This window comes from Sphingomonas sp. S-NIH.Pt15_0812 (assembly GCF_003951315.1).
GTDB lineage: Bacteria > Pseudomonadota > Alphaproteobacteria > Sphingomonadales > Sphingomonadaceae > Sphingomonas.
Map to the genome: position 1 here is coordinate 24,620 of NZ_QLJH01000011.1, position 25,128 is coordinate 49,747.

Consider the following 25,128-nt stretch of genomic DNA (forward strand, 5'->3'; position numbering starts at 1 on the left):
GGGGCCGTGCCGTTCGATCGGACTGGTCCCCTGGTCGGTGGCGGCCCTTCTACGCCAATGGGGCGCAGCGGGCATCTACGACCAAAGTCGCAGCGACCATCGTGGGGGAGGGGGCTGGGCGGTCGCCGATCCCGTCGAACGATTGGTGGGAGCGCGACATTCGCAAAACGCCTTGCCGCGTTCCTGCGACGGCAGGAGCTCAAGCAACGGTCGGTGATGTGCGGTACACCGGGCCTCTGCGTTCGCAGAGGCCCGGCAGGGGTTTACAAAGTCGGCGGCCGCCTTCGGGTTCGAACGCTAGTTCGGCTTAAACCGTTTCCGATACGGCTACGTCACAGGATATGGGTCGGGCGCCAATCCTCGATCGCGCCCTAACCCCTCTTACCGGGCTGCGGACACCCGCCAGATCGCATTGCCGACATCGTCCGCGACCAGCAGCGCGCCGGTGCGATCGGTGATGACGCCGACCGGACGGCCCATCGCGTCGCCCTTGGCGTTCAGGAAGCCGGTCAGCACGTCGACGGGCTTGGCCCCCTTCACCGGATAGCCGGTCGGACCGAAGGGGATATAGACGACCTTGTAGCCGGACACCGGCTTGCGGTTCCACGAGCCATGCTCGCCGACGAACGCGCCGTTCGCCCAGGCCGCGCCCAGCTTGGCGCTGTCGGCGAAGCTCAGGCCCAGTGCGGCGACATGCGGACCCAGCGCATAATCGGGGCGCTTGGAATATTCCTGCAATTGCGGGTTCTTCGGCTCGACCCGATTGTCGGGATAGCCGCCCCAATAATACCAGGGCCAGCCGAACTGATCGCCGAACTCAACTTGGGTCAGATAATCGGGGGCGAGGTCGGAGCCGAGCATGTCGCGCTCGTTGACCACGGTCCACAATTGTTTGTTGATCGGATTGATCGCCATGCCGTTCGGGTTGCGCAGGCCGGCGGCATAGATGCGCCAGTCGCCGTTGGGCCAGACCTGGAGGATGTTGGCGCGGTACGTCTCGCGCTCGATCCCCTCATCGGCGATGTTGGTACGCGAGCCGACCGAGACGAACAGCGTCTTGCCGTCGCCCGACACGATCACGTTGCGCGCCCAGTGATTGCCGCCACCCGACAGCGCAACGACCTTTTCCGGCTTGGCGGTGATCTGCGTCTCGCCATCGCGATAGGGCACGCGGACCAGCGCATCGGTATTGGCAATGTAGAGCTGCCCATCCAGCAGGGCCATGCCGAACGGCGAGTTGAGGCCCTGCATGAAGACGTGGCGCTGTTCGGCCACGCCGTCGCCATTGGCGTCGCGCAGCAGCGTGATTCGGTTGGCGGAGGGGACGGCCGCGCCGACCTTGCCGAACAGGTGGCGCATCACCCAGCCCTGGATGCCGCCGCCCGAGCGCGGCGGGGAGTTGGTCTCGGCGACCAGCACGTCGCCATTGGGCAGGCGGTAGAGCCAGCGCGGATGATCGAGCCCGGTGGCGAAGGCCGCCACCGCCAGCCCCGGCGCGGCCTTGGGCTTGGCGCCGGCGGGCCAGCCGACCGCATCGGCCACCTTGACGGTCGGCAGGGTCTGGACGCGTGGCGCGGTGATGTCGGGCCGCGCGCCCGCCACCTGGTCGACCGACAGCTTCGCCTCGTCGGGCCAGGCGATATAGACGACGATCCCGATCGCCACGACGATGACAAGCGCGAGGACGCGCAGGACGTGCTTCAGCATGACGGCAAGTTAGGCGCTCCGTGCGCCGAACGGAAGGGCCGATGGCATCACCCTCGGCCCTTCCGGATCGTCAGGCCTCTTCCAGCGCCGCCTGCTCGGCCGGCGGGTGGAGCCGCAGCCGGTGGATGCGGCGTTCGTCGGCGTCGATGACCTCGAACGTCCAGCCCGAGGGATGGACGATGCACTCGCCGATCGCCGGCACATGGCCGGCCAGCACCGCCGCCAGCCCGCCCAGCGTGTCGACATCGCTGTCCGCTTCGCCCAGCCGCTCGTCGATCGCCTCGGCCGCGTCCTCCAGCTCGGCGCGCGCGTCGGCATCCCAGCCGCCATTGTCGAGCGGGATCAGCAGCGCCTGGGGCGCCTCGTCATGCTCGTCCTCGATCTCGCCGACGATCTCCTCGACCAGGTCCTCGATCGTCACCAGGCCCTCGGTGCCCGAATATTCGTCGAGCACGATCGCCAGGTGGACGCGCTTGGAGCGCATGTCGGCGAGCACGTCGAGCGCGCCCCGGCTCATCGGCACATAAAGCGGCTCGCGGATCAGCGCCGCGATCGTCGCCGGCTGCGGCCCGCCGCGCGCCAGGATCGCGAACACGTCCTTGATATGGACCATGCCGATGATCGTATCGAGCTTCTCGCGATAGACGGGCAGGCGGCTGTGGCCGGCCTCCGCGAAGATCTGGACCAGATGCGCGAAGCTGGTCCGCTCCTCGACCGCGACGATATCGGCGCGGGGCACGCCGACGTCGCCGGCATCGCGCTCGCCGAAATGCAGCAGGTTGCGGACCATCTGCCGCTCCAGCGGCGACAGGTCCCCCTTGGCGTCCGGCGCCGGGTCGTCCTCGTGCCGGTCGATCGCCTCTTCCAGCTGCTCGCGCAGCGATTCCTCGACCCCATTGCCGAAGATGAGGCTTTTCAGGCCGCGCCAGATGCTTTCATCGTGCGCGGCGCTACTTCGGTCGTCGGCCAAGATCAGTCCTCACGTATCAGATAGGGGTCGGCGATGCCGAGCGAGGCGAGCGCCTGGCGTTCCAGTTCCTCCATCGCCTCGGCCGCCTCGTCGTCATCGACATGGTCATAGCCTAGCAGATGGAGCACGCCGTGCACCATCAGATGGGTGGCATGGTCGGTCACCGGGATGCCGCGCTCCGCCGCCTCGCGCTCGCACACGCCATGGGCCAGCACGATGTCGCCGAGCAGCAGCTCGCCATCGTCGCTGTTCTGGCTGACCGTGTCGATCAGGTCGGGCTGCACCATCGGGAAGGACAGGACGTTGGTCGGCTTGTCCTTCTGCCGATACTGGTGGTTGAGCACCTGCACCTCGTCATCGTCGGTCAGCCGCACGCTGATCTCGACCAGGGCCGGCGTGGTGATGAGCGGGCCCTGCGGCGTCCGCTCGATCGCGGCGCGGGCGGCGCGCTCGGCGAGCGCCTGCCAGTCGCCATCGGGCCAGGGCTCTTCGCGGGAAAGTTCGATCTGGATCATGCCCGGTCCTTAGCCGAGATGGGAAGGGGGGAACAGCACGCCCGTGGAGGCCGGGCGTGCTGCGCGTCAGGCGTTCGGGCCTTCATAGGCTTCGACGATGCGGCCGACGATCGGATGGCGGACGACGTCGGCGGCGGTGAAGCGGCTCATCGCGATCCCCTCCAGCCCCTCCAGGCGGCGCACCGCGTCTGCCAGGCCGGAGGCGGCGACGCCGCCGGGCAGGTCGACCTGGTTGGGATCGCCGCAGATCACCATCCGGCTGTTCTGGCCGAAACGGGTCAGGAACATCTTCATCTGCGCGGGCGTGGTGTTCTGCGCCTCGTCGAGGATGACGAAGGCGTCGCCCAGCGTCCGGCCGCGCATGAAGGCGATCGGCGCGATCTCGATCTCCCCGCTGGCGATCCGCCGCTCGACCTGTTCGGCGGGCAGGCAGTCATAGAGCGCGTCGTAGAGCGGTCGGAGATAGGGATCGACCTTCTCCTTCATGTCGCCGGGCAGGAAGCCCAGGCGCTCGCCCGCCTCGACCGCCGGGCGCGACAGGATCAGCCGCTGCACCGATCCGGTGATCAGTTGCGCCACCGCCTGCGCCACCGCCAGATAGGTCTTGCCGGTGCCCGCCGGCCCCAGCGCGAAGATCATGTCGTTGCCGACCAGTTCGCGCATATAGTGCGCCTGGGCCGGCGTGCGCGGCACGATCGTCTTCTTGCGGGTGCGGATCATGATGCCGGGGCCGCGCTGCCCCTCGGCGGAGACGATGCCGTCGAGCGTCGGCTCGGCCGCCATGGCGATCGAGGCGTCGACCAGCCCGGTGTCGACCGGCTCACCCCGCTCGACCCGGCTGTAGAGATCCTGGAGCACGTCGCGGGCCAGCGCCACCTGTTCGGCGGTGCCTTCCAGCCCGATGCGATTGCCCCGCGCGGTGATGTACACTCCCAGCCGGTTCTCCAGCGCGACCAGATTCTGGTCGTACTGGCCGAACAGCAGCGCCAGCGCCTGTGGGCGATCGAACACCAGTTCGGTGCGGGAACGCTCACCCAGGCGGGCGGGGACGGGCTTGCGGCTCATGCGGTCCTTTCAGTGTCAGCGAGTCGAAGGTGAATGTGGGACGCCGATGACCGAAAGGAAAGATGTCATGCGGCCTCGGCCATTCGGACGACGCCCGAAAGCGAAACGGGTCCGGCGGCGGTCAGCGTCACCGTGACCAGGTCGCCGATCGCATGGTCGCCCATGAAGTGGACGGATTGCAGCCAGGGCGACTTGCCGAGCATCTGCCCGGGCAGCTTGCCGCGCCGCTCGACCAGCACCTGGCAGGTGCGGCCGACGGTGGCGGCGTTGAACGCCTGCTGGTCGCGGCCGAGCGCCGCCTGCAGCCGCTGGAGCCGTTCGTCCATCACCTCCGCCGGCACCTCGTCGGCCAGGCCGACGGCGGGGGTGCCGGGGCGCGGGCTGTATTTGAACGAGAAGGCCTGGGCATAGCCGACCTGTTCGACCAGGCTCAGCGTGTCGTGGAAATCCGCCTCTGTTTCCCCCGGGAAACCGACGATGAAGTCGCCCGACAGCGCGATGTCGGGCCGCACCGCCCGCACCCGGTCGAGCAGGCGGAGATAATCGTCGCGGCCATGGCTGCGGTTCATCGCCTTCAGGATGCGGGTCGAGCCGGACTGCACGGGCAGGTGCAGATAGGGCATCAGGCTCTCGACATCGCCATGCGCGTCGATCAGGCCCTGGCGCATGTCGTTGGGATGGCTGGTGGTGTAGCGGAGGCGCGCCAGGCCGGGGATCTGGTCGAGCGTGCGGATCAGGTCGTGCAGGCCACGGCCTTCATCGTCCCAGGCGTTGACGTTCTGCCCCAGCAGCGTGATCTCGCGCGCGCCGGCCTCGACCAACGCCCGCGCCTCGACCACCAGATCGTCGAAGCGGCGCGAGACCTCGGCCCCGCGCGTATAGGGCACGACGCAATAGGTGCAGAATTTGTCGCAGCCCTCCTGCACGGTCAGGAAGGCGGAGGGGCCGACCTTGCGCCGCGCGGGCAGCTTGCCGAACTTGGAGGCGAGCGGCATGTCGGTGTCGAGCGCGGGCGCGCCCGCCGCCGCCTTGGCGACCAGATCGGGCAGGTTGTGATAGGCCTGGGGGCCGACCACGACGTCGACCTTGGCGCGCGCGACGATCTCCTCGCCCTCGGCCTGGGCGACGCAGCCGGCGACCGCGATCATCGGCGTGCGGCCGTGCTTGCGGAGCCGGCCGATGTCCGAATAGACCTTCTCCGTCGCCTTTTCGCGGATATGGCAGGTGTTGAGCACGACGAGGTCGGCGCTGTCCGCATCGGCGGCGGTCAGCCCCTGCGCGGCCATGAGTTCGGCCATGCGTTCGCCGTCATAGACGTTCATCTGGCAGCCGAACGACTTGACGTGGAACGTCTTGGGCAGGTCTTTGCGGGGCGCGGTCATGCCGCGCCGTTACCAGAAGCCGGCGCGGAAGGGGAGGGGGCGACGCTGCCGAGCGCCGCGACCGCCGCATGGGCCTGGGCGGCGATGGTCTTGCGATGGCCGTGCGGCAAAAAGGGTTCGCCGAACCGAAGCGTCGGGCGGAAGCGGCCGGGCCGGCGCAGGACGCGCAGCGCATGGGTCAGGCCGGTCTCGTCCCCCCAGATCAGGTCGCGCGCCGTGCCATAGTCGATCCGGACCGGCTGCACGCACAGGCCCGGCGGCGGCGGGGCGAGGGCGCCGAGCAGCGCTGGCTTGAACGGGAGCAGCGTCTCGCCATCGCCCGTCGTCCCCTCGGGGAAAATCACGATCGGCCAGGGGCGGGCCAGCGCGCCGCGCAGCCGCTCGACCTGGTCCGCGATCCCCAGCCGGTCGGCCCGATCGACGAACAGCGTGTGGTTGAGCCCCGCCAGCCAGCCGACCATCGGCGACGCCTGCAACTCCGCCTTGGCGACGAAGGCGGCGCCCGTCTCGCCGGCGAGCAGCAGGATGTCGATCCAGCTCAGGTGATTGGCCAGCATCACCGTCTGCGCCCCGCCCGGCGTGCCGATCACGACCGGCCGCGCGCCGACGATCCGCCCGCATCGCCGCAGGAACCGGCGCGGCCAGGGCGATGGCCGGCCCGCCAGTCGCCACAGGCCGTGGAGCGGCAGCGCGATGAGCAATGCGGCGGCGAGCCTGGCGAGGCGCGCCGCCAGTCGGAGATTGGCGGTCACCGGCCGTGCTCCGCCTTCGGGATCACGGCTTGCGGTCGAGGCGGACGCCGTAGAGTTCCATGCGGTGATCGACAAGGCGGAAACCCATCCGCTCGGCGATCGCCTTTTGCAGCAGTTCCAGCTCGGGATCGACGAATTCCAGCACATTGCCGGTCTCGACATCGATCAGATGATCGTGATGCGCCTCGGGCGAGGGTTCGTAGCGGGCGCGACCGTCCCCGAAATCATGGCGGTCGAGGATGCCGGCCTCCTCGAACAGGCGCACCGTGCGATAGACGGTGGCGATCGAGATGCCCTTGTCGATCGCGGAGGCGCGCTCATACACCTTCTCGACGTCCGGATGATCCTCCGCCTCGGACAGGACGCGGGCGATGATCCGGCGCTGTTCGGTGATGCGCAGCCCCTTTTGCTGGCAAAGGGCTTCCAGGTCGATCTTCCGCGCCATCTCATGTCACTCCTTGATGACGACGCATTAGGCCCGTTCGCTTGTTGCGAAAAGAGGATACCGACTCGCAATAAGGGGAGGCGATCGAATTAGAGGGCGCGGGAATAGGTATGGGCGTCGAACGCCTCGCCGCCCCGGCCGCGATAATAGGCGCGACGCTCGCCCACCTTGGCGAAGCCGGCCCTGTCATAGAGCGCCAGCGCCGGATTGCCGGCCCGCACCTCCAGATGCAATTTGGTCACGCCGGCGCGCTCGCACTCGGCGATCACCTCGCGCAGCAGCGCGCCGCCGATGCCGTGGCGCTGATGGGCGGGGACCACCGCGAGCAGCAGCAGTTCCGCTTCGTCGGCGACGATCCGGGTCATGGCGAAGCCCGCCGGCACCTCGTCGATACAGGCGATCATCAGCGACACGCCCTGCATCGCCAGCACGCCCAGGCACTGGCTGCGCGTCCAGGCTTCGCCGAAGCGGGGATCGAAGGCGGCGGCCATCAGCTCGTCGACGATCCAGGCGTCGCGCGTATCGCCAGGGCGCAGGGTGAGCATCCGGGTCGCCATCATTGCGGCAGCTTGGCGTCTGGCGCCCGCCCGTACAAGGGGCGCGGCGGCAGATCGGCGAGCGCGGGCGGCAGCAGCAGGAGGTCGGCCGCATCGGGCAGCGCCTGTCGCCGGTCCGCGACCAGACCCTCCAGCCGGTGGACGCCATTGCCGACCGCGGGTGCGTCGCCGATCAGCGCCGCCGCCTCGGCCGGCGGCATGGAGCGCACATCGTCGAGCGGCGACAATGCGGCATCGAAGCGCTGGAGGAAGACCTCGCCATGCCCCGCCTCCAGCACGGCGGCGACGAACGCAACCTCCGTCGGCAAGGGCCGGTCGCGCAAGGCCGCCGCCGCGACCAGCGCCAGCGAGGAGAAGCCGCCGACGCTCGCGTCCCAGCCCAGCTTCAGCCCGCGCGCCGCCGCGATGCCGACGCGCACGCCGGTGAAGCTGCCCGGCCCGACATCGACCAGGATCCGCTCGGCCCGGCCGCCCTCCGGCAATTCCGCGATCATCGGCACCAGCCGTTCGGCATGGCCGCGCCCGACCACGTCATGGCGCGCCGCGACCACCCGCCCGTCCGCGATCAGCGCGACCGAGCAGCTCTGGGTCGCGGTCTCGATCACCAATGTCCGCATCGACTCAGGCCGTTCCGCTCATGCGATGCTATTGAACTTTTCGAACGCCGGACGCGGCGAGCGGCCATGCAGCGTCGCCGGATCACCATGGCCGAGCGTGGCGATGAAGTTGGTCTTGACCGAGGGCTGGTCGGCGAAAAACAGCTTGTCCACCGCACCCGCATCGAAGCCCGACATCGGCCCGGTATCGAGCCCCAGCGCACGGACGGCCATGATCAGATAGGCCCCCTGCAAGGTCGAGTTGCGGAAGGCGGATGCCTGGCGCAGTTCGGCATTGCCGTCGAACCAGCTCTTGGCGTCGGTATGGGGGAAAAGTTCGGGCAGATGCTCGTGGAACTCGGTGTCCATCGCCACGATCACCGTGACCGGAGCCTTCAGCACCTTGTCGCGATTGCCCTCCGAACAGCATTCGGCCAGCTTCGCCTTGGCGTCGTCCGACATGCACCAGACGAAGCGCGCCGGCAGCTGATTGGCGGAGGTGGGGCCCATCTTGAGCAGGTCCCACAATGCGTGCAGCTCGTCCTCCGACACCGGCTGGTCGCTATAGTGATTATAGCTGCGCGCGGTCAGGAACAACTGGTCGAGCGCGGACTGGTCGAGCTTTGCCATCAGACGGCCCTTACCTCGGTGACTTCGGGAACATAGTGGCGGAGCAGCTGCTCGATGCCGTTCTTCAGCGTCGCGGACGAGGAGGGGCAGCCCGCGCAGGCGCCCTGCATTCGCAGATAGACCTTGCCCTTGTCGAAGCCGCGATAGACGATATCGCCGCCGTCATTGGCCACGGCCGGGCGGACGCGCGTGTCGATCAGTTCGCGGATCTGCGCGACGATCTCCGCATCGGCGGGATCGTCGGTGAACGTCTCGGCTTCGGCCGGAACCGAGAAGTCGGCACTGGCGGTGCGGAACAGCGGCATGTGCGCGGAGAAATGGTCGAGCAGGATCGACAGCACGTCCGGCTTGGCGTCGCGCCAGTCGGCCCCCGGCGCGATCGTCACGGAGACGAAATCGCGGCCGAAGAACACGCCGGTCACGTCGCCGAGATCGAACAGCGCCTCGGCCAGCGGGCTCACCTCCGCTTCCTCGGGGGTGGCGAAATCGCGCGTGCCGGCGTCCATGACGACGCGGCCGGGCAGGAACTTGAGCGTCGCCGGGTTGGGCGTGGCTTCGGTTTCGATCAGCATGACCGGCATGTGGCGCGGGCCGGCCCCCGGATCAAGCGTCCAGTCCGGAAACACCATGTTGCCGGCGTTGCACCGGTCAGCCGCCGGTCAATGCGCGATAGGTGTCGAGCACCGCCTGGTTCGCGGTGTCCCAGCGATAGGCGGCGGCGCGGGCATGACCCGCATGGCCCATCGCCGCGCGCTTGGCCGGGTCGGCGACGATCGCGGCGATCGCATCCGCATAGCCGGCGATGTCGCGCGGCGCGACCAGATAGCCCGTCTCCCCCGGCACGACGAGGTCGACCGCGCCGGTGGCGCGCGCCGCGACGACGGGCACGCCCGCCGCCATCGCCTCGGTCGTCACATTGCCGAACGTCTCGGTGACGGAGGGGTTGAAGAACACGTCCATCGACGCGACCGCGCGGCCCAGATCGTCGCCGCTCTGGAAGCCGGCGAAGATCGCCTCGGGCGCCTGTTCAGCGAACCAGTCCTGCGCCGGGCCCTTGCCGATCACCAGCACCTTGTGCGGCACGCCGCGCTGGCGAAGCGCCGCGATCACGTAGGCAAAGACGTCCAGCCCCTTCTCCTTGACCAGCCGGCCCAGGAACCCGACCGCCACGTCGCCATCGGCGATACCCAGCGACCGCCGCCATTCCAGGCTGCGGCGGTCGGGGCGGAACCGGTCATGGTCGATGCCGCGCGACCAGATGCCGATCGGCGCGGCGACTCCCCATTGGTGGAGCAGGTCGATCATGCTGGGGCTGGGCACCAGCACCCGGTCGAATTTGTCGTAGAAGCGGGTCATCAGCCGCACGATCAACGGCTCGACCGCGGCCAGGCCGTAATAGCGCGGATAGGTCTCGAACCGGGTGTGGAAGGAGGCGACGGTGGCGATGCCGCGCCGCTTCGCCCAGCGTACCGCCGCATGGCCGAGCAGTTCGGGCGCGGAGACATGGACGATATTGGGGACGAACGCCTCCAGATCCTGCGCCACGCGCCGGGGCAGGCCGCGCGCGATGCGATATTCGGCGCGGCCGAACGGCATCGGGATGGCGGGTACGTCGACCAGGTCGCCGGTCGGGGCGAAGGCCGGCTTGGGCAGCGTCGGCGAATAGACGCGCACCGCCACCCCCGCCGCCAGCAAATGGCCGACGAGCAGGTTGAGCGACTGGTTGGCCCCGTCGCGGGTATAGTTATAGTTGCCGCTGAAAAGGGCGACGCGAAGATCGGTGGCCTGCATGGAAGCGGGGCCATAGCCGGATGGCCGGGGAATGACCATAAGCCGCAGAACGACCGGTTCGCCCTTGGCGTTCCTGTCCTGTTCCCCTATGTCGCTGCCATGGCCAAGATCCAGAAACGCTATGTCTGCCAGTCCTGCGGGTCGGTGTCGCACCGATGGCAGGGGCAATGCGCCGATTGCTCGGCCTGGAACACGTTGGTCGAGGAGGCGGCGGCGAGCGCGACCCCCTTCGCTGCCAAGCACAACCTGCAGGGCGGCGGTCGCATGATCCTGATGAGCGGGCTGGACGCCGAAGTCGCGCTGCCCGAGCGGATGACGACCGGGATCGCCGAGTTCGACCGGGCGCTGGGCGGCGGCTTCGTCGAGGCGTCGGCGACGCTGATCGGGGGCGATCCCGGCATCGGCAAGTCGACCCTGCTGCTCCAGGCGGCGGCGCGGATGGCGATGCAGGGCAAGACCGTCGCCTATGTCTCGGGCGAGGAAGCGGCGGACCAGGTGCGGCTCCGCGCGCGGCGCCTGGGGCTGGGGGGCGCGCCGGTGCAGCTCGCCTCCGCCACCTCGACTCGCGACATCCTGACCACGCTGTCGGCGGGGACTCCGCCCGACCTGCTGATCATCGATTCGATCCAGACCATGCACAGCGACCTGATCGAGGGCGCGCCGGGCACGGTCAGCCAGGTCCGCGCCTCGTCGCAGGAACTGATCCGATTCGCCAAGGAACGCGGCACCGCGCTGGTGCTGGTCGGCCATGTCACCAAGGACGGCAGCATCGCCGGTCCGCGCGTGCTGGAGCATATGGTCGACACGGTGCTGGCATTCGAGGGCGAGCGCAGCCACCAGTATCGCATCCTGCGCGCGATCAAGAACCGGTTCGGCGGCACCGATGAGATCGGTGTCTTCTCGATGCAGACGGAGGGGCTGGCCGAGGTCGGCAATCCGTCCGCGCTGTTCCTGACCCAGCGCGACGAGGGGGTGACGGGGGCGACCGTGTTCCCGGCGCTGGAGGGGACGCGGCCGGTGCTGGTCGAGATCCAGGCGCTGGTCGTGCGGCTGGCGAGCGGGGCGACGCCGCGGCGCGCGGTGGTCGGCTGGGACAGCGGTCGGCTGGCGATGATCCTGGCGGTTCTGGAGGCGCGGTGCGGCCTCAGTTTCTCGACGGCGGAAGTCTATCTGAACATCGCCGGCGGCTACCGCGTGCAGGACCCGGCGGCCGATCTGGCGGTGGCGGCGGCGCTGATCTCCGCCCTGTCCGAACGGCCGGTGCCGGCGGATTCGGTGGCGTTCGGCGAAGTCGCGCTGTCCGGCGAGGTGCGGCCGGTCGCCCATGGTCCGCTGCGGCTGAAGGAGGCGGGCAAGCTCGGCTTCGAACGCGCGATGGTGCCGATCGCGATGGCGAAGGACGACGGTCCATTGCGCCTGTCGGGCTTTCGCACGCTGGGCCAGTTCGTTGACCATATGATGGGGCGGGGCTAGTCGAAGGACGAGGCGGCGCGGGCGTGGCGTCGTAGCGTTCAGCGGAGACAGCGTGACCCAGCCAGCCGTCCTGATCGATCAAGGCGAGGGGCTGCGCGCATGGCGCTGACCTCGCTCGACGTGATCGTGCTGCTCGCGGTCGGCGGCGCGGCGGTGCTGGGCGGCATCCGGGGCTTCGTGACCGAAGTGCTGTCACTGTTCGCCTGGGTCGCGATCGTCGCGGCGCTCAAGCTGTTCCACATCCCGCTCGCCCAGTCGCTGACCGGCGTGATCGGCACCGTATCGGGCGCGGCGGTGCTGGCCTTCGCGATCATTGCGGGCATCACCTATTTCGGCGGCAAGCTCGTCGCGCGCGCGATCGGGGCGCGGACCCGCACCTCGGTGCTGGGGCCGGTCGACCGGGCGCTGGGCTTCGGCTTCGGGGCGCTCAAGGGCCTGATCCTGGCCAGCCTGGTGTTCCTGCTTGCCGCGCTGGTGGTCGATACGGTCAGCGGCGGGCCGTCGCGCCGCCCGAGCTGGATGACGCAGAGCCGCACCTATCCGCTCCTCAACGCCACCAGCGCCGGCATCGCCGATTTCGTCGACCGCCGCCGTCGCGGCCTGCCGGTGTTCGGCGCGCGACCCACGCCCGCCGCCGAACGAACGAGTAACCAGCCATGACCGAGACGCTGTACAATACCGAGATCCTGCGGCTCGCCGCCTCCATCCCCCATCATGAGCGGCTCGCCGACCCGCAGGGATCGGCCGAGCGCCGCTCGCCGATCTGCGGCAGCCGGGTGACGGTGGACATCGACCTGGGCCCGGACGGCCGGGTCGCCGCGATCGGCGTGCTGGCGCGCGCCTGCGCGCTGGGACAGGCCTCGACCGCGCTGCTCGCGCGCGAGGTGATCGGCCGCACGCCGGCCGAACTGGCGACGGCGCGGGACGCACTCACTGAGTGGCTGGCGGCGGGGCAGGGCGACGCGCCCGCCTGGCCGGGCCTGGCGCTGTTCGCGCCGGCCCTGGCCTATAGCGCCCGACATCCCTCGATCCGCCTCGCCTTCGAGGCGGCGGCGGAGGCCGCGGCCCAGGCTCAGACACGGGAGGGAGCCGCCGCAGCCGATGCATAACGAGGTATCGCTGCTGCGCGATGGCGCGATCCTGTTCGGGGTCGGCCTCGCCTTCGTCCTGGTGTTCCGGCGGCTGGGGCTGGGGGCGACGCTCGGCTATCTGGTCGCCGGCGCGGTGGTCGGTCCGCATGTGCTGGGGCTGGTCGGCGGCGCGGAATCGAAGATGGGGATCGCCGAACTCGGCATCACCCTGTTGCTGTTCATCGTCGGGCTGGAGCTCAATCCGTCGCGCCTGTGGCGGATGAAGCACGAGATTTTCGGCCTCGGCCTGCTCCAGGTGCTGGCCTGCGGGCTGGCGGTGACGGGCGTGGTGTGGCTGGCCGGGTTCAGCGGCCCGGCCGCGCTGGCGCTCGGCCTGCCGCTGGCCCTGTCCTCGACGGCGCAGGTGCTGCCGATGCTGCAATCGGCCGGACGATTGCGCACGCCGTTCGGCGAGCGGACCTTCGCCATCCTGCTGTTCCAGGACCTGTCGATCGTCCCGCTGATTACCATCGTCGCCGCGCTCAGCCGCAATCCGGCCGACGCCAATGCGCCGCCGGGCTGGCTGCTCGGCATCTACACGCTGATCGCGGTGGCGGGGCTGATCCTGGTGGGGCGGTTCCTGCTCCGGCCACTGTTCCGGCTGATCGGCAATCTGGGCGAGCGCGAGATGTTCGTGTTCGCGGCGCTGTTCACGGTCATCGCCTCGGCGGCGGTGATGGAATATTTCGGCCTGTCGACCGCGCTCGGCGCCTTCGTCGCGGGCGTGATGCTCGCCGACAGCCCCTATCGCCACGAGCTGGAGGCGGATGTCGATCCTTTCCGTTCGATCCTGCTCGGCCTGTTCTTCCTGGCGGTCGGGATGATGCTGGACCTGGGCGCGATCGCCGAGCGGCCGGCCTTCGTCTTCGCGATGGCGGCGGCGCTGATCGCGACCAAGGCGGTGGTGATCGTCGGCATCGGCATGGCGTTCGGCATGACCTGGCGCAACGCGCTGGCGCTCGGCCTGCTGCTCAGCCAGGGCGGTGAGTTCGGCTTCGTGCTGTTCGCGCAGGCGCAACAGGGGCTGCTCGTCGCCCCGGAGGCGGCGAGCCTGTTCGGTGCGATCGTCACCCTGTCGATGGCGACTACGCCGTTTCTGATGGGCGCCACCCGGCGGTTCCGCGAGGCCCCGGTGCAGCCGCTGGAGGCCCCCGACGGACCCAAGACCGACGGGGCCAATGCGATCATCGTCGGGTACGGCCGCTTCGGGCAGACGGTGGCGCAGATGCTGATCCTGCAGGACATTCCGGTGACGCTGATCGATCGCGACATCGAGATGATCGAGATCGCCAGCAGCTTCGGCGCGACCGTCTATTATGGCGACGGCACGCGGCTCGACCTGCTGCGCCAGGCCGGCGCGGCGGAGGCGGAGCTGATCCTGTTCTGCATCGATGGCGACCAGCTGGAGCCGGACATGCTGGAGGGGGTCCATGCCGCCTTCCCGCAGGCGACGTTGTTCGTCCGCGCCTATGACCGGCGCTCGCTCATCAAGCTGCGCGACGCTCCGGTCGAATATGTGGTGCGCGAGGTGATGGGCTCGGCGATCGAGATGGCGCGCCGGGCGCTCAAGTCGCTGCGCGTCGATGCCGGGGCGATCGACCGCGCGGAGGAGGAATATCGCCACCGCGACCGCGAGCGGCTGCGCGAACAGCGCGCCACCGGCGACCTGCGCGCGGCGCTCGATCGGATCGTCACGCAGAAGGCGAGGGACTGATGCTGGGAATGATGGCGGCGCTGGCGGGTGCGTTGGCGGTGGCGGCGGGCGCGTTCGGCGCGCATGGCACCCAGGGGCAGGCGGCGGAGTGGCTGCGCACCGGCGGCCAGTATCAGCTGATCCACGCGGTGGCGGCCCTGGTCGCGCTTCGGCTGGAGGCGCGGGGGCCGGGCTGGCTGTTCGTGGCGGGCGGCGCGATCTTCGCGCTGACGCTCTATGCGATGGCGCTGGGCGCGCCGCGCTGGCTGGGCGCGGTCACGCCGATCGGCGGGGCGATGCTGATCGGCGGCTGGCTATGGCTGGCCTGGCGGATGCGAGGGTAGGGGTTTACGGGGAGCCGCAGAGACGATCGGGTCGCACGCAGGCCTAGGGCCCGATGACAGGACCTCGACCTGGGATCGTCATTGCTTCGCTGCGCTCGCAACCACGGCTTGGGTCAACCCGATGTCCTCCTGCTCCGAGGGTGCGAAGCTGTCGCCTACCCCGTTTTCGCAGCGCACCCTCTTCGCATTTGCATGCGTAGCCGACAGGAAACCGGATCGCTCAACCGCGCAAACTGGCCACCGCGGCGAGCACCCGCTCGGCCAGCTCCGGCCGGCAGATCAGCAGGTCGGGTAGCAGCGGATCGGCGCAGTTATAGACCAGCGCGCTTCCGTCGATGCGCGACGCGTGGAGCCCGGCCGCCAGGGCGACGGCGGCGGGGGCGCAATTGTCCCATTCATATTGTCCGCCCTCATGCAGATAGATGTCGGCGCGGCCGTCGATCACCGCCATCGCCTTGGCTCCGGCCGATCCCATCGGCACCAGTTCGGCGTTCAATGCCTTGCCGACCGCCAGCGCGATGTCGGGGCAGCGGCTGCGGCTGACCACCACGCGGGGGCGCGGCGGCGCGGGGTCGAGCGCGGCGCGGGCATGGTCGGTGCACCAGACCCGGTCCAGCGCGGGCACCGCCACCGCGCCGAACGCCGGCCGGCCATCGATGGCGAGGCCGATATGCACCGCCCATTCGTCCAGCCCGCCGGCATATTCGCGCGTGCCGTCGAGCGGATCGACGATCCACACCCGGCTGGCGGCGCAGCGGCGGCGATCGTCGAGCGACTCCTCGGACAGGATGAAGTCCGCCGGCCGCGCATCCGCCAGCCGGCTGAGGATCAGCGCATTGGCCTCGCGGTCGCCCCGGTCGCCCAGCGCCTTGCCCGTGTCCCGCCCCTCCGCGCGGATGGCGAGCAGCAGCGCGCCCGTCTCGCGCGCGATGTCGGCGGCCAGCTCGGTGTCGTTCACAGCTCGTGGCTCCACACGCCGATGATATGTTCGACGATCCGCTCGGCCGCCGCCTCGGGCGTCTCGCGCAGCGTGTCGACGCGGATCTCCGGCCGCTCGGGCGCTTCATAGGGGCTGGAGATGCCGGTGAAGTCGGCGATCTCGCCCGCGCGCGCCTTGGCGTACAGGCCCTTCACGTCGCGGCGTTCGGCCACCGCCAGCGGCGTGTCGATGAAGATCTCGACGAACTCGCCGGGCGGCAGCAGCCCGCGCACCATGTCGCGCTCGGCGCGGAACGGTGAGATGAAGGCGGTCAGAACGATCAGCCCGGCATCGGCCATCAGCCGGGCGACCTCGCCGATGCGGCGGATATTCTCGATCCGCCCCGCTTCGGAGAAGTCGAGGTCGCGGTTGAGGCCGTGGCGGATATTGTCGCCGTCGAGCAGGAAGCTGTGCCGGCCGAGCGCGTGCAGCTTCTTCTCGACCAGATTGGCGATGGTCGACTTGCCCGATCCGGACAGGCCAGTGAACCACAGCACGCGCGGCGACTGGCCCTTCTGCGCGGCATGGGCCTCGCGGGTCACGTCGATCGACTGCCAGTGGACGTTGCCGGCGCGGCGCAGCGGCTGGTCGATCATGCCGGCCGCCACGGTCGCGTTGGTGGCGCGGTCGATCAGGATGAAGCCGCCCAGCTCCGCCCCGTCCGCATAGGGTTCGAACACGATCGGCCGGTCGCAATAGACCTCCGCCACGCCGATATCGTTGAGCGCCAGCGTCGGGGCGGCGAGATGGCCTTGCGTGTTGACGTCCACCACATGGCGCGGTGGCTGGATCGTGGCATTGACCGTCTGCGATCCGAGCTTCAGCCAGTAGCCGCGCCCGGGGGCGAGCGGCTGGTCGGCCATCCAGACGATGGTGGCGACGAACTGGTCGGTGACCTGGGGCGGATCGCCCGCCGCCGCCAGCACGTCGCCGCGCGAGCAGTCCACCTCGTCCGCCAGTGTCAGCGTCACCGACTCGCCCGCCGTGGCGACCTGGCGCGTGCCGTCGGGCCCCAGGATCGTGGCGATGGTGGTGATGCGGCCGGAGGGGACGACGCGCACCCGGTCGCCGACCGAGACGGTGCCGGCGGCGATCTGTCCGGCAAAGCCGCGGAAGTCGAGATCGGGCCGGTTGACCCATTGCACCGGCATCCGGAACGGCCGCGCGGCCTCGCGCGCGTCGTCGACCGGCAGCGCCTCCAGATGCGCGAGCAGGCTCGGTCCCGTATACCAGGGCATCGCATCGGACGGACCGGTGACGTTCGCGCCGGTCAGGCCGGACAGCGGGATGGCGGTGAACGTCTCGATCCCGATCGTGCCGGCGAACCCGGCATAATCGGCGACGATCTGCGCGAACACGCCCTCGGCATGATCGACCAGGTCCATCTTGTTCACCGCCAGCACGATGTGGCGGATGCCGACCAGATGCGCGAGATAGGAATGGCGCCGCGTCTGGGTCAGGATGCCCTTGCGCGCGTCGATCAGGATCACGGCGGCATCCGCGGTCGACGCGCCGGTCACCATGTTGCGGGTATATTGCTCGTGACCCGGCGTATCGGCGACGATGAACTTGCGCTTCTCGGTCGAGAAGAAGCGATAGGCGACGTCGATGGTGATGCCCTGCTCGCGCTCGGCGGCGAGGCCGTCGACCAGCAGCGCGAAGTCGATGTTCGCTCCTTGCGTGCCGACCCGCGCCGAGTCCGCTTCCAGGGCGGCGAGCTGGTCGGCGAAGATCGCCCGGCTGTCATAGAGGAGGCGGCCGATCAGCGTCGACTTGCCGTCGTCGACCGAGCCGCAGGTGATGAAGCGCAGCATCGACTTGGCGGCATGGCCGGCGAGATAGGCGTCGATATCCTCGGCGACCAGGTCGTCGGGGCGATAGGCGAGATCGGTGATGGCTGCGGTCATCAGAAATACCCCTCGCGCTTCTTCTTCTCCATGCTGGCGGCCTGGTCGTGGTCGATGGCGCGGCCCTGGCGTTCGGAGGTGGTGGTGAGCAGCATCTCCTGGATCACCGCCGACAGCGTATCCGCCTCGCTCTCCACCGCGCCGGTCAGCGGATAGCAGCCCAGCGTGCGGAAGCGGATCGAGCGTTCGACCGGCACCTCGCCGGGGTGCAGGCGGAACCGGTCGTCATCGACCATCAGCAGCATCCCGTCGCGCTCCACGGTCGGGCGCGGCGCGGCGAAATAGAGCGGCACGATCTCGATCCCCTCGGCCACGATATATTGCCAGATGTCGAGTTCGGTCCAGTTGGACAGCGGAAAGACGCGCAGGCTTTCCCCCTTGTGCAGCCGGGCATTGTAGAGATGCCACAATTCCGGCCGCTGCGCCTTGGGGTCCCAGCCGTGCGAGGCGGAGCGGAAGGAGAAGATGCGCTCCTTGGCGCGGCTCTTCTCCTCGTCGCGGCGCGCGCCGCCGAACGCCGCGTCGAAGCCGTGGAGGGTCAGCGCCTGCTTCAGCCCTTCGGTCTTCCACATGTCGGTGTGGCGGCCGCCATGGTCGAAGGGGTTGATGCCCTGCGCCTCCGCCTCCGGATTGCGGTGGACGATCAGCTTCATCCCCGCTTCCTCGGCGGCGCGGTCGCGCAGTTCGTACATGGCGCGGAACTTCCACGTCGTGTCGACATGGAGCAGCGGGAAGGGCGGTCGCCCCGGCGCGAACGCCTTCTTGGCAAGGTGCAGCATGACCGCCGAATCCTTGCCGATCGAATAGAGCATCACCGGGTTGGCTGCCTCGGCGACGACCTCGCGCAGGATGTGGAGGCTTTCGGCTTCGAGCCGTTGAAGATGGGTTAGCCCGCTCATGACGGTGTCGATGTAATGATCGCACGCGCCGTGGCGACGAAGTTATCCTGTAGCGCGCTCAAGTCGCTCGCGCTCGATCGAGTCGAGGATGCGCGCGCCGGCCATGAACACCGCGACCGGGCAGCAGGCGAACAGCAGCCAGCCGGCATAGCCGGGATATTGGTGCAGATATTGGACGCCGCGTTGCGTCGCGCCGACCGCCAAGCCATAAATGACCAGAAAGGCTTCGAACTTGGTCTTGATGACGAACAGGCGGAGCAGCTTCTGAATCATGCCCGATGGTTACGCAAGACGCGCGCCAGTGGCGGAATACCGTCGATCCGGGTTTAACGAACAGGGTTAACTGTCAATTAAACCGACAAGATCGAGCGTTTCCAGCAGCGCGGCGCGGGCGCTTTCGATCTGCGCGATCAGCGCCGGGTCGCCGATCGCGTCGGCTTCGATCCGCTCGGGCCAATGCTGCTCGATGACGGTGGCGATCCGGTCGAGCCGGGCGTCGTCGACCAGGAAGCGGGGGTCCACGGTCGCGGGATCGGCGACGACGCGCAGGCGCAGACAGGCCGGGCCGCCGCCATTGGCCATGGATTCGCGGACATCGACCACTTCCAGCCGTCGGATCGGGCCGTTGCCGGCGACATGCTCCTGCAACCAGCGCCAGACCGACGGCGTGGCCCGCGCCTCCTCGGGCAGGATCAGCGTCGGGCCGTCCTGGGTGGTGACCAGTTGCGCGTTGAACAGATAGGAGGAGATCGCGTCGGCCAGGCTGACCGACGCGGCGGGCACCTCGACGATCTCGACCTCGGGCATCGCTGCGCGGATCCGCGCATAGGTGCCGGCGGGATCGACGAAGGCCTGTTCGTGGGTGAACAGCACGCGCGCGTCGGCGACCGCGACCACGTCATTGTGGAAGGCCCCGGCGGCGATCGCCTCCTCCGACTGTTCGACGAAGAGCGTGCGGGCGGGGTCCAGGCCGTGGGCGCGGGCGATGGCCTCGCTGGCGGTGCGGTGCTGGCGGGCGGGGAAACCGCCGCCGCTGCGGCCATAGACGAAGATCTCCAGCCCGGCCGCGCCGTGCCCGGCACAGAGCCGCATATGGTTCGCCGCGCCTTCGTCGCCGAAGGGGGCGGGGACGGGGCCGTGCACCAAGAAGGTCGGATCGGCGAAGGCGAGGCGAAGCTGCGCCAGCGTCGCCGGCCATTCGTGGCTGCGATGCGGCATCGTCACGAGGTTGGCGACGGTCAGGTGGCAGCGGCCGTCGCGCGTATCCGGCGCGGGCGAGACGGTGGCGGCATTGGCGGCCCACATGGCCGAGGCGGACAGCGCCTGAGCGCGCAGGTGCGGCGCGGCGGTGGCATAGTCGGTCGACAGCGATGCCAGCCAGCGATGATCCGGTCGGGGATGGGGCAGGAGGATGCCCTGGGTCAGGCCCAGCGCGAGGTTGGCGCGCATCTTGGCGATGCCCTGCAACGCGGCGGCGCGGGGATGGGCGGTCGCGCCGGCATTGCGGGCCGCGGCCAGGTTGCCGGGGCTGAGGCCGGCGTAATTATGGCTGGGACCGATGATCCCGTCGAAATTGATCTCGCGCAGCATCACCACCGCCCCACATGCAGGACCTGGTCGTCCTCGCCGACCCCCAGCGTCCGCGCGCAATCGGCGGACAGGACGATGCCGTCGCCCGCCTCGCGCACCAGCCCGAAGGCGCAGCGGAAGGTGCCGAGCCGGCCGACCGACACCAGGCTCTCGGCTCCGCCGTCGCGGTCGATTGCGACGATGCGGGCCGAACGCGCCTCGCGGATCGAGCGGACCTGGTCGGTGCGGGCGGTCATGGTCGGCCCGCCATCGAAGATGTCGAGATAATTCTCGAAGGCGAACCCCTCATGCTCCAGCATCCGCATCGCCGCGCGACCATTGGGGTGGGGCAGGCCGATCGCGGCGCGCGCGCCCTCGGACAGCATGGCGGTGTAGATCGGATGCTTGGGCATCAGGTCGGCGATGAACTGGTGGCCGTTGATCGCATTGAACTGGTCGGCATCCTGGAAGTTCATGCCGAAGAACCGCCCGGCCAGCCCGTCCCAGAAGGGCGACCCCCCGGCCTCGTCGATGATGCCGCGGAGTTCGGCCAGGATGCGGTCGGCGAAGCGCGCCCGGTGGCTGGCGATGAACAGGTAGCGCGACCGGGCGAGCAGCAGGCCGAGGCCGCCGGCCCGCTCGCCGGGGTGGAGGAACAGGCCGCCGACCTCGCTCGACCCCTCCAGATCGGTGGCGAGCGACAGCATCTCGGCGCGGAAGGTGCGGCCCAGCTCGCGGCTATGCTGGGTCAGGGTGCCCAGGCGATAGCTGTAGAAGGGGTGGTGCTGGCCGACCTGGGTGAAGAGCTGGCTGGTGCCGCGCACCTCGCCGGTCTCGACATTCTCCAGCATCAGCACAAAGGCTTCGTCGGACAGGCCGTCCTCGTCCCGGCCGAAGGCGGCGTGGCTGCGGTCGAGCTTGGCGCGCAGCGCCCGGCGGTCGGGCGGCAGGTTGGTGAAGCCGCCGCCGGTCAGCTTGGCCATTTCATAGAGATGCTGGAGATCGTCGTCAGTCGCCGCCCGGATTCGAAACGTCACGCCAGTCCTTCCTCTGCAAGCCGCAGGATGGTGAGCGCCGACAGGCCGGCGCGTTCGGCCAGGCTGTCGACCAGCAGATATTCGTCCGGCGAATGGATCGCGCCGCCGCGGACCCCCATCGTGTCGATCACCGGCACGCCGGCCGCCGCGATGTTGTTGCCGTCGCACACGCCGCCGGTGTCGCGCCGGGCGATGGTCAGGCCCAGATCGGTCCCGCATCGCTCGACCAGCGCGAAAAGCCGTGCGGCGCTCGCGTCGACCGGCTTGGGCGGGCGGTTGAAGCTGCCATGCACCGCGACCTGCACGTCATGCTCGGCGGCGATGGCGGCGGCGGCCTGGTCGAGCGCAGCCTGCGCGGCGGCGATGGCCTCGGCATGGCGCGGGCGGAAGTTGACGCGCAGGACGGTGAGGTCGGGCACAACATTGTTCGGGCCGCCGCCATCGATCCGCGCCGGATTGACCGTCAGTCCCGGCACCGCCGCCGCCGCCAGCCGTACCGCCAGCGCGGCGGCGGCGACCAGCGCATTGCGCCCCTCCTCCGGATTGCGGCCGGCATGGGCGCTGCGCCCGCGCACGACGATCGAGAAATTGCCGGTGCCCCCACGCGCGCCGGCCAGCGTACCGTCGGGCAAGGCGGGTTCGTAGGTGAGCGCGGCGAGCTTGCCACGCGCGCACCGCTCGATCAGCCGGCGCGAGGAGAGCGAGCCGGTCTCCTCGTCCGAATTGATCAGCACGTCATAGCCGATCGCGACCCCCGCCGCCTCGACCGCCGCCAGGGCGGCGAGCAGAACGGCCAGTCCGCCCTTCATGTCGGCGACACCGGGGCCGACCAATTCGTTCGCGCTCCGCCAGCCCAGCGACTGGAAGGGGTGATCGACCGGATAGACCGTATCCATATGGCCGGTGAACAGCAGCCGCCGCTCCGCCTCCGGCCGGACGGACAGCAGCAGGTGGCGACCATGGTAGATCGGGGTGGCGATGCCGTCCGCGCCGACCGTCTCCACCGGCTCCGGCTCGATCAGGCGGATGTCACCCGGCAGCACGGCGAAGGCGTCGGCGAGCAACCCCGCCATCGTCGCCAGCCCGGCCAGGTTGCGGGTGCCGCTGTTGACCGATGCCCAGCGTTCGACCTGCGCCAGCATCGGCGCTTCGCGCGCGCGTTCCACCGTCGACCGTTCCCGGTCCTCATGCCCTCTCATGCCAGCGGTGTAGCCGGAACCGGCGGGCGGGCGCAAATCCGCCGCCCGCGCCGGGATCAGAAGGAATAGACCAGCGAGGCGCGGGTAATCGTGTCGGTGGTCTGGCGGCCGGTCGGCGGCTGGCTTTCATACTGGAAGTTATAGGAAAGCGCGGCGGACAGCGGACCCATCAGCTTGGCGTTCACCGATGTCGTGCCGTTCACCGTGCTGTTGTACTTCTGCACATAGGCGGAGGCATTCTGGGTCAGCGACAGGCCGCCCATGATCCGCCAGCGGAAATCGATCGAACCGCGCCCGGCGATGCTCGATTCGATATTGGAGTCGGTGAATTCGGTGTGGCGGAAGCCGGGCCCGACCTCCAGGTCCAGTTGCAGGTTGCTGCGCTTGATCGCGCTATAGCCCAGACCGGAGGAAATGGAGAGACGGTTATAGTAGCCCAGGAACCGGTCGCTCTCATATTGCGACGCGCCATAGACATAGGCGCGCTCGCCGAACTTGTAGTTGGGCTCGTAGGACACGAGGTAATGTTCGCGCGTGGTGACGCCCAGGCTTTCCTGGAAATCGGCCTGCGCCCGGAATTTGTGCCGCCATTGCAGCCCCTCGCGCGAGGCGTCGAGGATGATGCTGCCGCCCTTGGTTTCCGAATTGCCGGTGGTGATGAAGCCGCCCAGCTCGGCCCGCCCCTTCCACAGATTGAGGAAGCCGGCCTGACGGATCACCTGGCGGCGCTGCGCCTCGCGATCGGCCCGCCATTTCTGCGCGATCGCCAGCACCGCGTCGCCGCTCATCGGATCGGCGGCGCGGGCATATTTGACGATGGTCGAGACCTCGCCGTCATTGCCCGACTCGATCGCGGCATCCAGCATCGCCCGGATATTCTCCGGGATCATCTGTCCGCCCGCCGACGTCCCGCCATCCGACTGGGGCGGGGCGGGCACGGCGGCGGCCGGAACGGTGACGGACGCTAGGGCGGAAAAAAGGGCAGCAAACACGACCCGTTCCCTAGCGCGGGCGATCCGCCTGGGGAACCGCTTCGATACCAATTTGCGGGCCGAGATGGGGCTGGAACGCGGCCAGCACCGCCTCGTACAGGTCGCGCTTGAACGGCACCACCAGTCGCGGCAGGTCCGCCGGGTCGATCCAGCGCCAGCTACGGAATTCGGGATGCGGCGTGGCGATGTCGACATCGCCGTCCTCGCCCAGGAAGCGGAACAGGAACCAGCGCTGCCGCTGCCCGCGCCACTTGCCCTTCCACACCTTGCCGATCAACTCGTCGGGCAGGTCGTAGACGAATTCCCGGTCCGGTGCGGCGATCAGTTCCACCTTGTCGCTGGCGACGCCGGTCTCTTCCCGGAGCTCACGGGTCGCGGCGGTCAGTGGCTCCTCGCCGGGGTCGATCCCGCCCTGCGGCATCTGCCAGGCCTCCAGGGTCGAATCCATCCGCTGGCCGACAAAGGCGCGGCCCTGCCGGTCGATCAGCATGATGCCGGCGCAGGGACGATAGGGCAGGTCGGTCATTCGGCCTCTCCCGCCTCGGCGATGGCGGCTTTCAGCGCCGTGGTGAAGCCGGCGACGTCGCCGACGCTCGACGGGATCGCCCGGCGCAGCTGGAGGAAGCCGTGGAGCGTGCCCGACGCCTCGCGATAGGTGACGGGCACGCCGGCCATCGCCAGCGCGGCGGCATAGGCGCGGCCCTGGTCGCGGATCGGGTCCAGCCCGGCGGCGACGATCACCGCCGGCGGCAGACCGGACAGGTCGTGGAGCAGCGGCGACGCGCGGCGGTCGGACGGGCTGGGGGCATAGGCCTTGCCGAACCAGCGCATCGTGTCCTGCGTCAGTAGATAGCCCTCGCTGAAGGCCTCGGCCGACGGATAGTCGGTGACCATGTCGGTTGCCGGATAGAGCGGCGCCTGGACCAGCACCGGCACCGCCGCCGGCTCGTCGCGCAAAGCCAGCGCGGTGACGATGGTCAGGTTGCCGCCCGCGCTGTCGCCGCACAGCACCAGCCCGGTGACCGAACGGCCGAGCTCGTCCGGGCTGTCGGCGATCCAGCGCGCCGCCGCCTCGCAATCCGCGGGCGCGGCCGGCCAGGCATGTTCGGGCGCGAGGCGATAGTCGATCGCCACCACCGGAATGTCGAGCACGCGCGCCAGCTCCGCACAGGGGCTGGCATAGCTGGCGATATCGCCGACCACCCAGCCGCCGCCGTGCAGGAAGAGCAGCACGGGGCCGGGCGCGCGCGTCTCGGCCGCGTCGTAGAGCCGCGCCGGGATCGCGCCGGCGGGACCGGGAATCGCAAAATCCCGCACCATGGCCAGCGCCGGGGCGGGCAGGTCGGCGACGCCCTGCATCGCCCGCACCAGCGCGCGCGCCTCCGCCGGGGCGAGCTGGTGGAGCCGGGGGCCGGGGACGGATTCCAGATACTCCAGGAACTTGGCGACATCGGGTCGGACGAAGGGTGTCTTGGTCATGATCCTCCGCAGGGGTT

The 25,128-nt window shown here is 69.4% G+C and carries 27 protein-coding genes; 5 read left to right on the plus strand and 22 right to left on the minus strand.

Annotated features, from left to right (window positions below; translation table 11 throughout):
- Positions 1-381: 381 nt before the first annotated feature.
- The 12 genes from BRX43_RS09130 to BRX43_RS09185 all read right to left on the minus strand — a co-directional run bounded on the left by BRX43_RS09130 (position 382) and on the right by BRX43_RS09185 (position 10,410).
- Positions 382-1,707, minus strand: a complete 1,326-nt coding sequence (locus BRX43_RS09130) for a sorbosone dehydrogenase family protein (RefSeq protein ID WP_125994550.1) — start codon at positions 1,705-1,707, stop codon at positions 382-384.
- Positions 1,708-1,777: 70 nt separating this feature from the next.
- Positions 1,778-2,677, minus strand: coding sequence for a hemolysin family protein (locus BRX43_RS09135; protein ID WP_125994551.1), 900 nt, complete (start codon positions 2,675-2,677; stop codon positions 1,778-1,780).
- 2 nt (positions 2,678-2,679) lie between these two features.
- On the minus strand, positions 2,680-3,192 hold the full coding sequence (gene ybeY, locus BRX43_RS09140) for an rRNA maturation RNase YbeY (protein ID WP_125994552.1): 513 nt from the start codon (positions 3,190-3,192) through the stop codon (positions 2,680-2,682).
- A 66-nt stretch (positions 3,193-3,258) separates the two neighbouring features.
- Positions 3,259-4,257: a PhoH family protein gene (locus tag BRX43_RS09145; protein ID WP_125994553.1), complete on the minus strand. Its 999-nt coding sequence runs from the start codon at positions 4,255-4,257 to the stop codon at positions 3,259-3,261.
- A gap of 65 nt (positions 4,258-4,322) precedes the next feature.
- Complete coding sequence (miaB, locus tag BRX43_RS09150; protein ID WP_125994554.1) at positions 4,323-5,639, minus strand: tRNA (N6-isopentenyl adenosine(37)-C2)-methylthiotransferase MiaB; 1,317 nt, start codon at positions 5,637-5,639, stop codon at positions 4,323-4,325.
- Positions 5,636-6,391: a lysophospholipid acyltransferase family protein gene (locus tag BRX43_RS09155; protein WP_125994555.1), complete on the minus strand. Its 756-nt coding sequence runs from the start codon at positions 6,389-6,391 to the stop codon at positions 5,636-5,638. The genes miaB and BRX43_RS09155 overlap by 4 nt, the downstream gene beginning before the upstream one ends.
- Before the next feature lie 22 nt (positions 6,392-6,413).
- The gene (locus BRX43_RS09160) at positions 6,414-6,836 is read right to left on the minus strand and encodes a Fur family transcriptional regulator (protein WP_125994556.1); all 423 of its coding nucleotides are present in this window, start codon (positions 6,834-6,836) and stop codon (positions 6,414-6,416) included.
- 89 nt (positions 6,837-6,925) lie between these two features.
- Positions 6,926-7,393: a ribosomal protein S18-alanine N-acetyltransferase gene (gene rimI, locus BRX43_RS09165; RefSeq protein ID WP_125994634.1), complete on the minus strand. Its 468-nt coding sequence runs from the start codon at positions 7,391-7,393 to the stop codon at positions 6,926-6,928.
- Positions 7,393-8,010, minus strand: coding sequence for a tRNA (adenosine(37)-N6)-threonylcarbamoyltransferase complex dimerization subunit type 1 TsaB (gene tsaB, locus BRX43_RS09170; protein ID WP_125994557.1), 618 nt, complete (start codon positions 8,008-8,010; stop codon positions 7,393-7,395). The genes rimI and tsaB overlap by 1 nt, the downstream gene beginning before the upstream one ends.
- A gap of 18 nt (positions 8,011-8,028) precedes the next feature.
- Entirely contained in the window at positions 8,029-8,619 is a 591-nt protein-coding gene (locus tag BRX43_RS09175; protein ID WP_125994558.1) for a malonic semialdehyde reductase, read from the minus strand.
- A complete protein-coding gene (locus tag BRX43_RS09180) occupies positions 8,619-9,191 on the minus strand; it encodes a NifU family protein (RefSeq protein ID WP_125994635.1) in 573 nt (190 codons plus the stop codon). Before BRX43_RS09180 ends, BRX43_RS09175 begins: the two co-directional genes overlap by 1 nt.
- 76 nt (positions 9,192-9,267) lie before the next feature.
- Positions 9,268-10,410 carry a glycosyltransferase family 1 protein gene (locus BRX43_RS09185; RefSeq protein WP_125994559.1) on the minus strand — a complete coding sequence of 381 codons (1,143 nt, stop codon included), beginning with the start codon at positions 10,408-10,410 and terminating at the stop codon, positions 9,268-9,270.
- Positions 10,411-10,509: 99 nt separating this feature from the next.
- Between BRX43_RS09185 and radA the strand changes: the two genes are divergently transcribed.
- The 5 genes from radA to BRX43_RS09210 all read left to right on the plus strand — a co-directional run bounded on the left by radA (position 10,510) and on the right by BRX43_RS09210 (position 15,050).
- Positions 10,510-11,883, plus strand: coding sequence for a DNA repair protein RadA (gene radA, locus BRX43_RS09190; protein ID WP_125994560.1), 1,374 nt, complete (start codon positions 10,510-10,512; stop codon positions 11,881-11,883).
- Positions 11,884-11,982: 99 nt separating this feature from the next.
- Entirely contained in the window at positions 11,983-12,543 is a 561-nt protein-coding gene (locus BRX43_RS09195; protein WP_125994561.1) for a CvpA family protein, read from the plus strand.
- Positions 12,540-12,992: an iron-sulfur cluster assembly scaffold protein gene (locus BRX43_RS09200; protein WP_125994562.1), complete on the plus strand. Its 453-nt coding sequence runs from the start codon at positions 12,540-12,542 to the stop codon at positions 12,990-12,992. Before BRX43_RS09195 ends, BRX43_RS09200 begins: the two co-directional genes overlap by 4 nt.
- Positions 12,985-14,727 (plus strand): cation:proton antiporter, encoded by a 1,743-nt coding sequence (locus BRX43_RS09205; RefSeq protein ID WP_125994563.1) that lies wholly within the window; start codon positions 12,985-12,987, stop codon positions 14,725-14,727. Before BRX43_RS09200 ends, BRX43_RS09205 begins: the two co-directional genes overlap by 8 nt.
- Positions 14,727-15,050, plus strand: a complete 324-nt coding sequence (locus BRX43_RS09210) for a DUF423 domain-containing protein (RefSeq protein ID WP_164523570.1) — start codon at positions 14,727-14,729, stop codon at positions 15,048-15,050. Before BRX43_RS09205 ends, BRX43_RS09210 begins: the two co-directional genes overlap by 1 nt.
- A 220-nt stretch (positions 15,051-15,270) precedes the next feature.
- Here BRX43_RS09210 and BRX43_RS09215 read toward each other — a convergent pair whose 3' ends face one another.
- The 10 genes from BRX43_RS09215 to BRX43_RS09260 form a co-directional block, all read right to left on the minus strand.
- On the minus strand, positions 15,271-16,008 hold the full coding sequence (locus BRX43_RS09215; RefSeq protein WP_241214872.1) for a 3'(2'),5'-bisphosphate nucleotidase CysQ: 738 nt from the start codon (positions 16,006-16,008) through the stop codon (positions 15,271-15,273).
- Entirely contained in the window at positions 16,005-17,936 is a 1,932-nt protein-coding gene (cysN, locus tag BRX43_RS09220) for a sulfate adenylyltransferase subunit CysN (protein ID WP_125994566.1), read from the minus strand. The genes BRX43_RS09215 and cysN overlap by 4 nt, the downstream gene beginning before the upstream one ends.
- Positions 17,936-18,835 (minus strand): sulfate adenylyltransferase subunit CysD, encoded by a 900-nt coding sequence (gene cysD, locus BRX43_RS09225; RefSeq protein ID WP_125994567.1) that lies wholly within the window; start codon positions 18,833-18,835, stop codon positions 17,936-17,938. Before cysD ends, cysN begins: the two co-directional genes overlap by 1 nt.
- A gap of 42 nt (positions 18,836-18,877) precedes the next feature.
- Positions 18,878-19,108, minus strand: a complete 231-nt coding sequence (locus tag BRX43_RS09230) for a hypothetical protein (protein ID WP_125994568.1) — start codon at positions 19,106-19,108, stop codon at positions 18,878-18,880.
- A 66-nt stretch (positions 19,109-19,174) separates the two neighbouring features.
- Positions 19,175-20,425: an N-succinylarginine dihydrolase gene (locus BRX43_RS09235; protein WP_206433170.1), complete on the minus strand. Its 1,251-nt coding sequence runs from the start codon at positions 20,423-20,425 to the stop codon at positions 19,175-19,177.
- Positions 20,425-21,441, minus strand: a complete 1,017-nt coding sequence (locus BRX43_RS09240; protein WP_125994569.1) for an arginine N-succinyltransferase — start codon at positions 21,439-21,441, stop codon at positions 20,425-20,427. Before BRX43_RS09240 ends, BRX43_RS09235 begins: the two co-directional genes overlap by 1 nt.
- Positions 21,438-22,640 (minus strand): hydrolase, encoded by a 1,203-nt coding sequence (locus tag BRX43_RS09245; RefSeq protein WP_125994570.1) that lies wholly within the window; start codon positions 22,638-22,640, stop codon positions 21,438-21,440. Before BRX43_RS09245 ends, BRX43_RS09240 begins: the two co-directional genes overlap by 4 nt.
- A gap of 56 nt (positions 22,641-22,696) precedes the next feature.
- A complete protein-coding gene (locus tag BRX43_RS09250) occupies positions 22,697-23,632 on the minus strand; it encodes a DUF481 domain-containing protein (protein WP_241214873.1) in 936 nt (311 codons plus the stop codon).
- Positions 23,633-23,642: 10 nt separating this feature from the next.
- Positions 23,643-24,158: an RNA pyrophosphohydrolase gene (locus BRX43_RS09255; protein WP_125994571.1), complete on the minus strand. Its 516-nt coding sequence runs from the start codon at positions 24,156-24,158 to the stop codon at positions 23,643-23,645.
- Positions 24,155-25,111, minus strand: a complete 957-nt coding sequence (locus tag BRX43_RS09260) for an alpha/beta hydrolase (protein ID WP_125994572.1) — start codon at positions 25,109-25,111, stop codon at positions 24,155-24,157. The genes BRX43_RS09255 and BRX43_RS09260 overlap by 4 nt, the downstream gene beginning before the upstream one ends.
- Positions 25,112-25,128 lie beyond the last annotated feature (17 nt).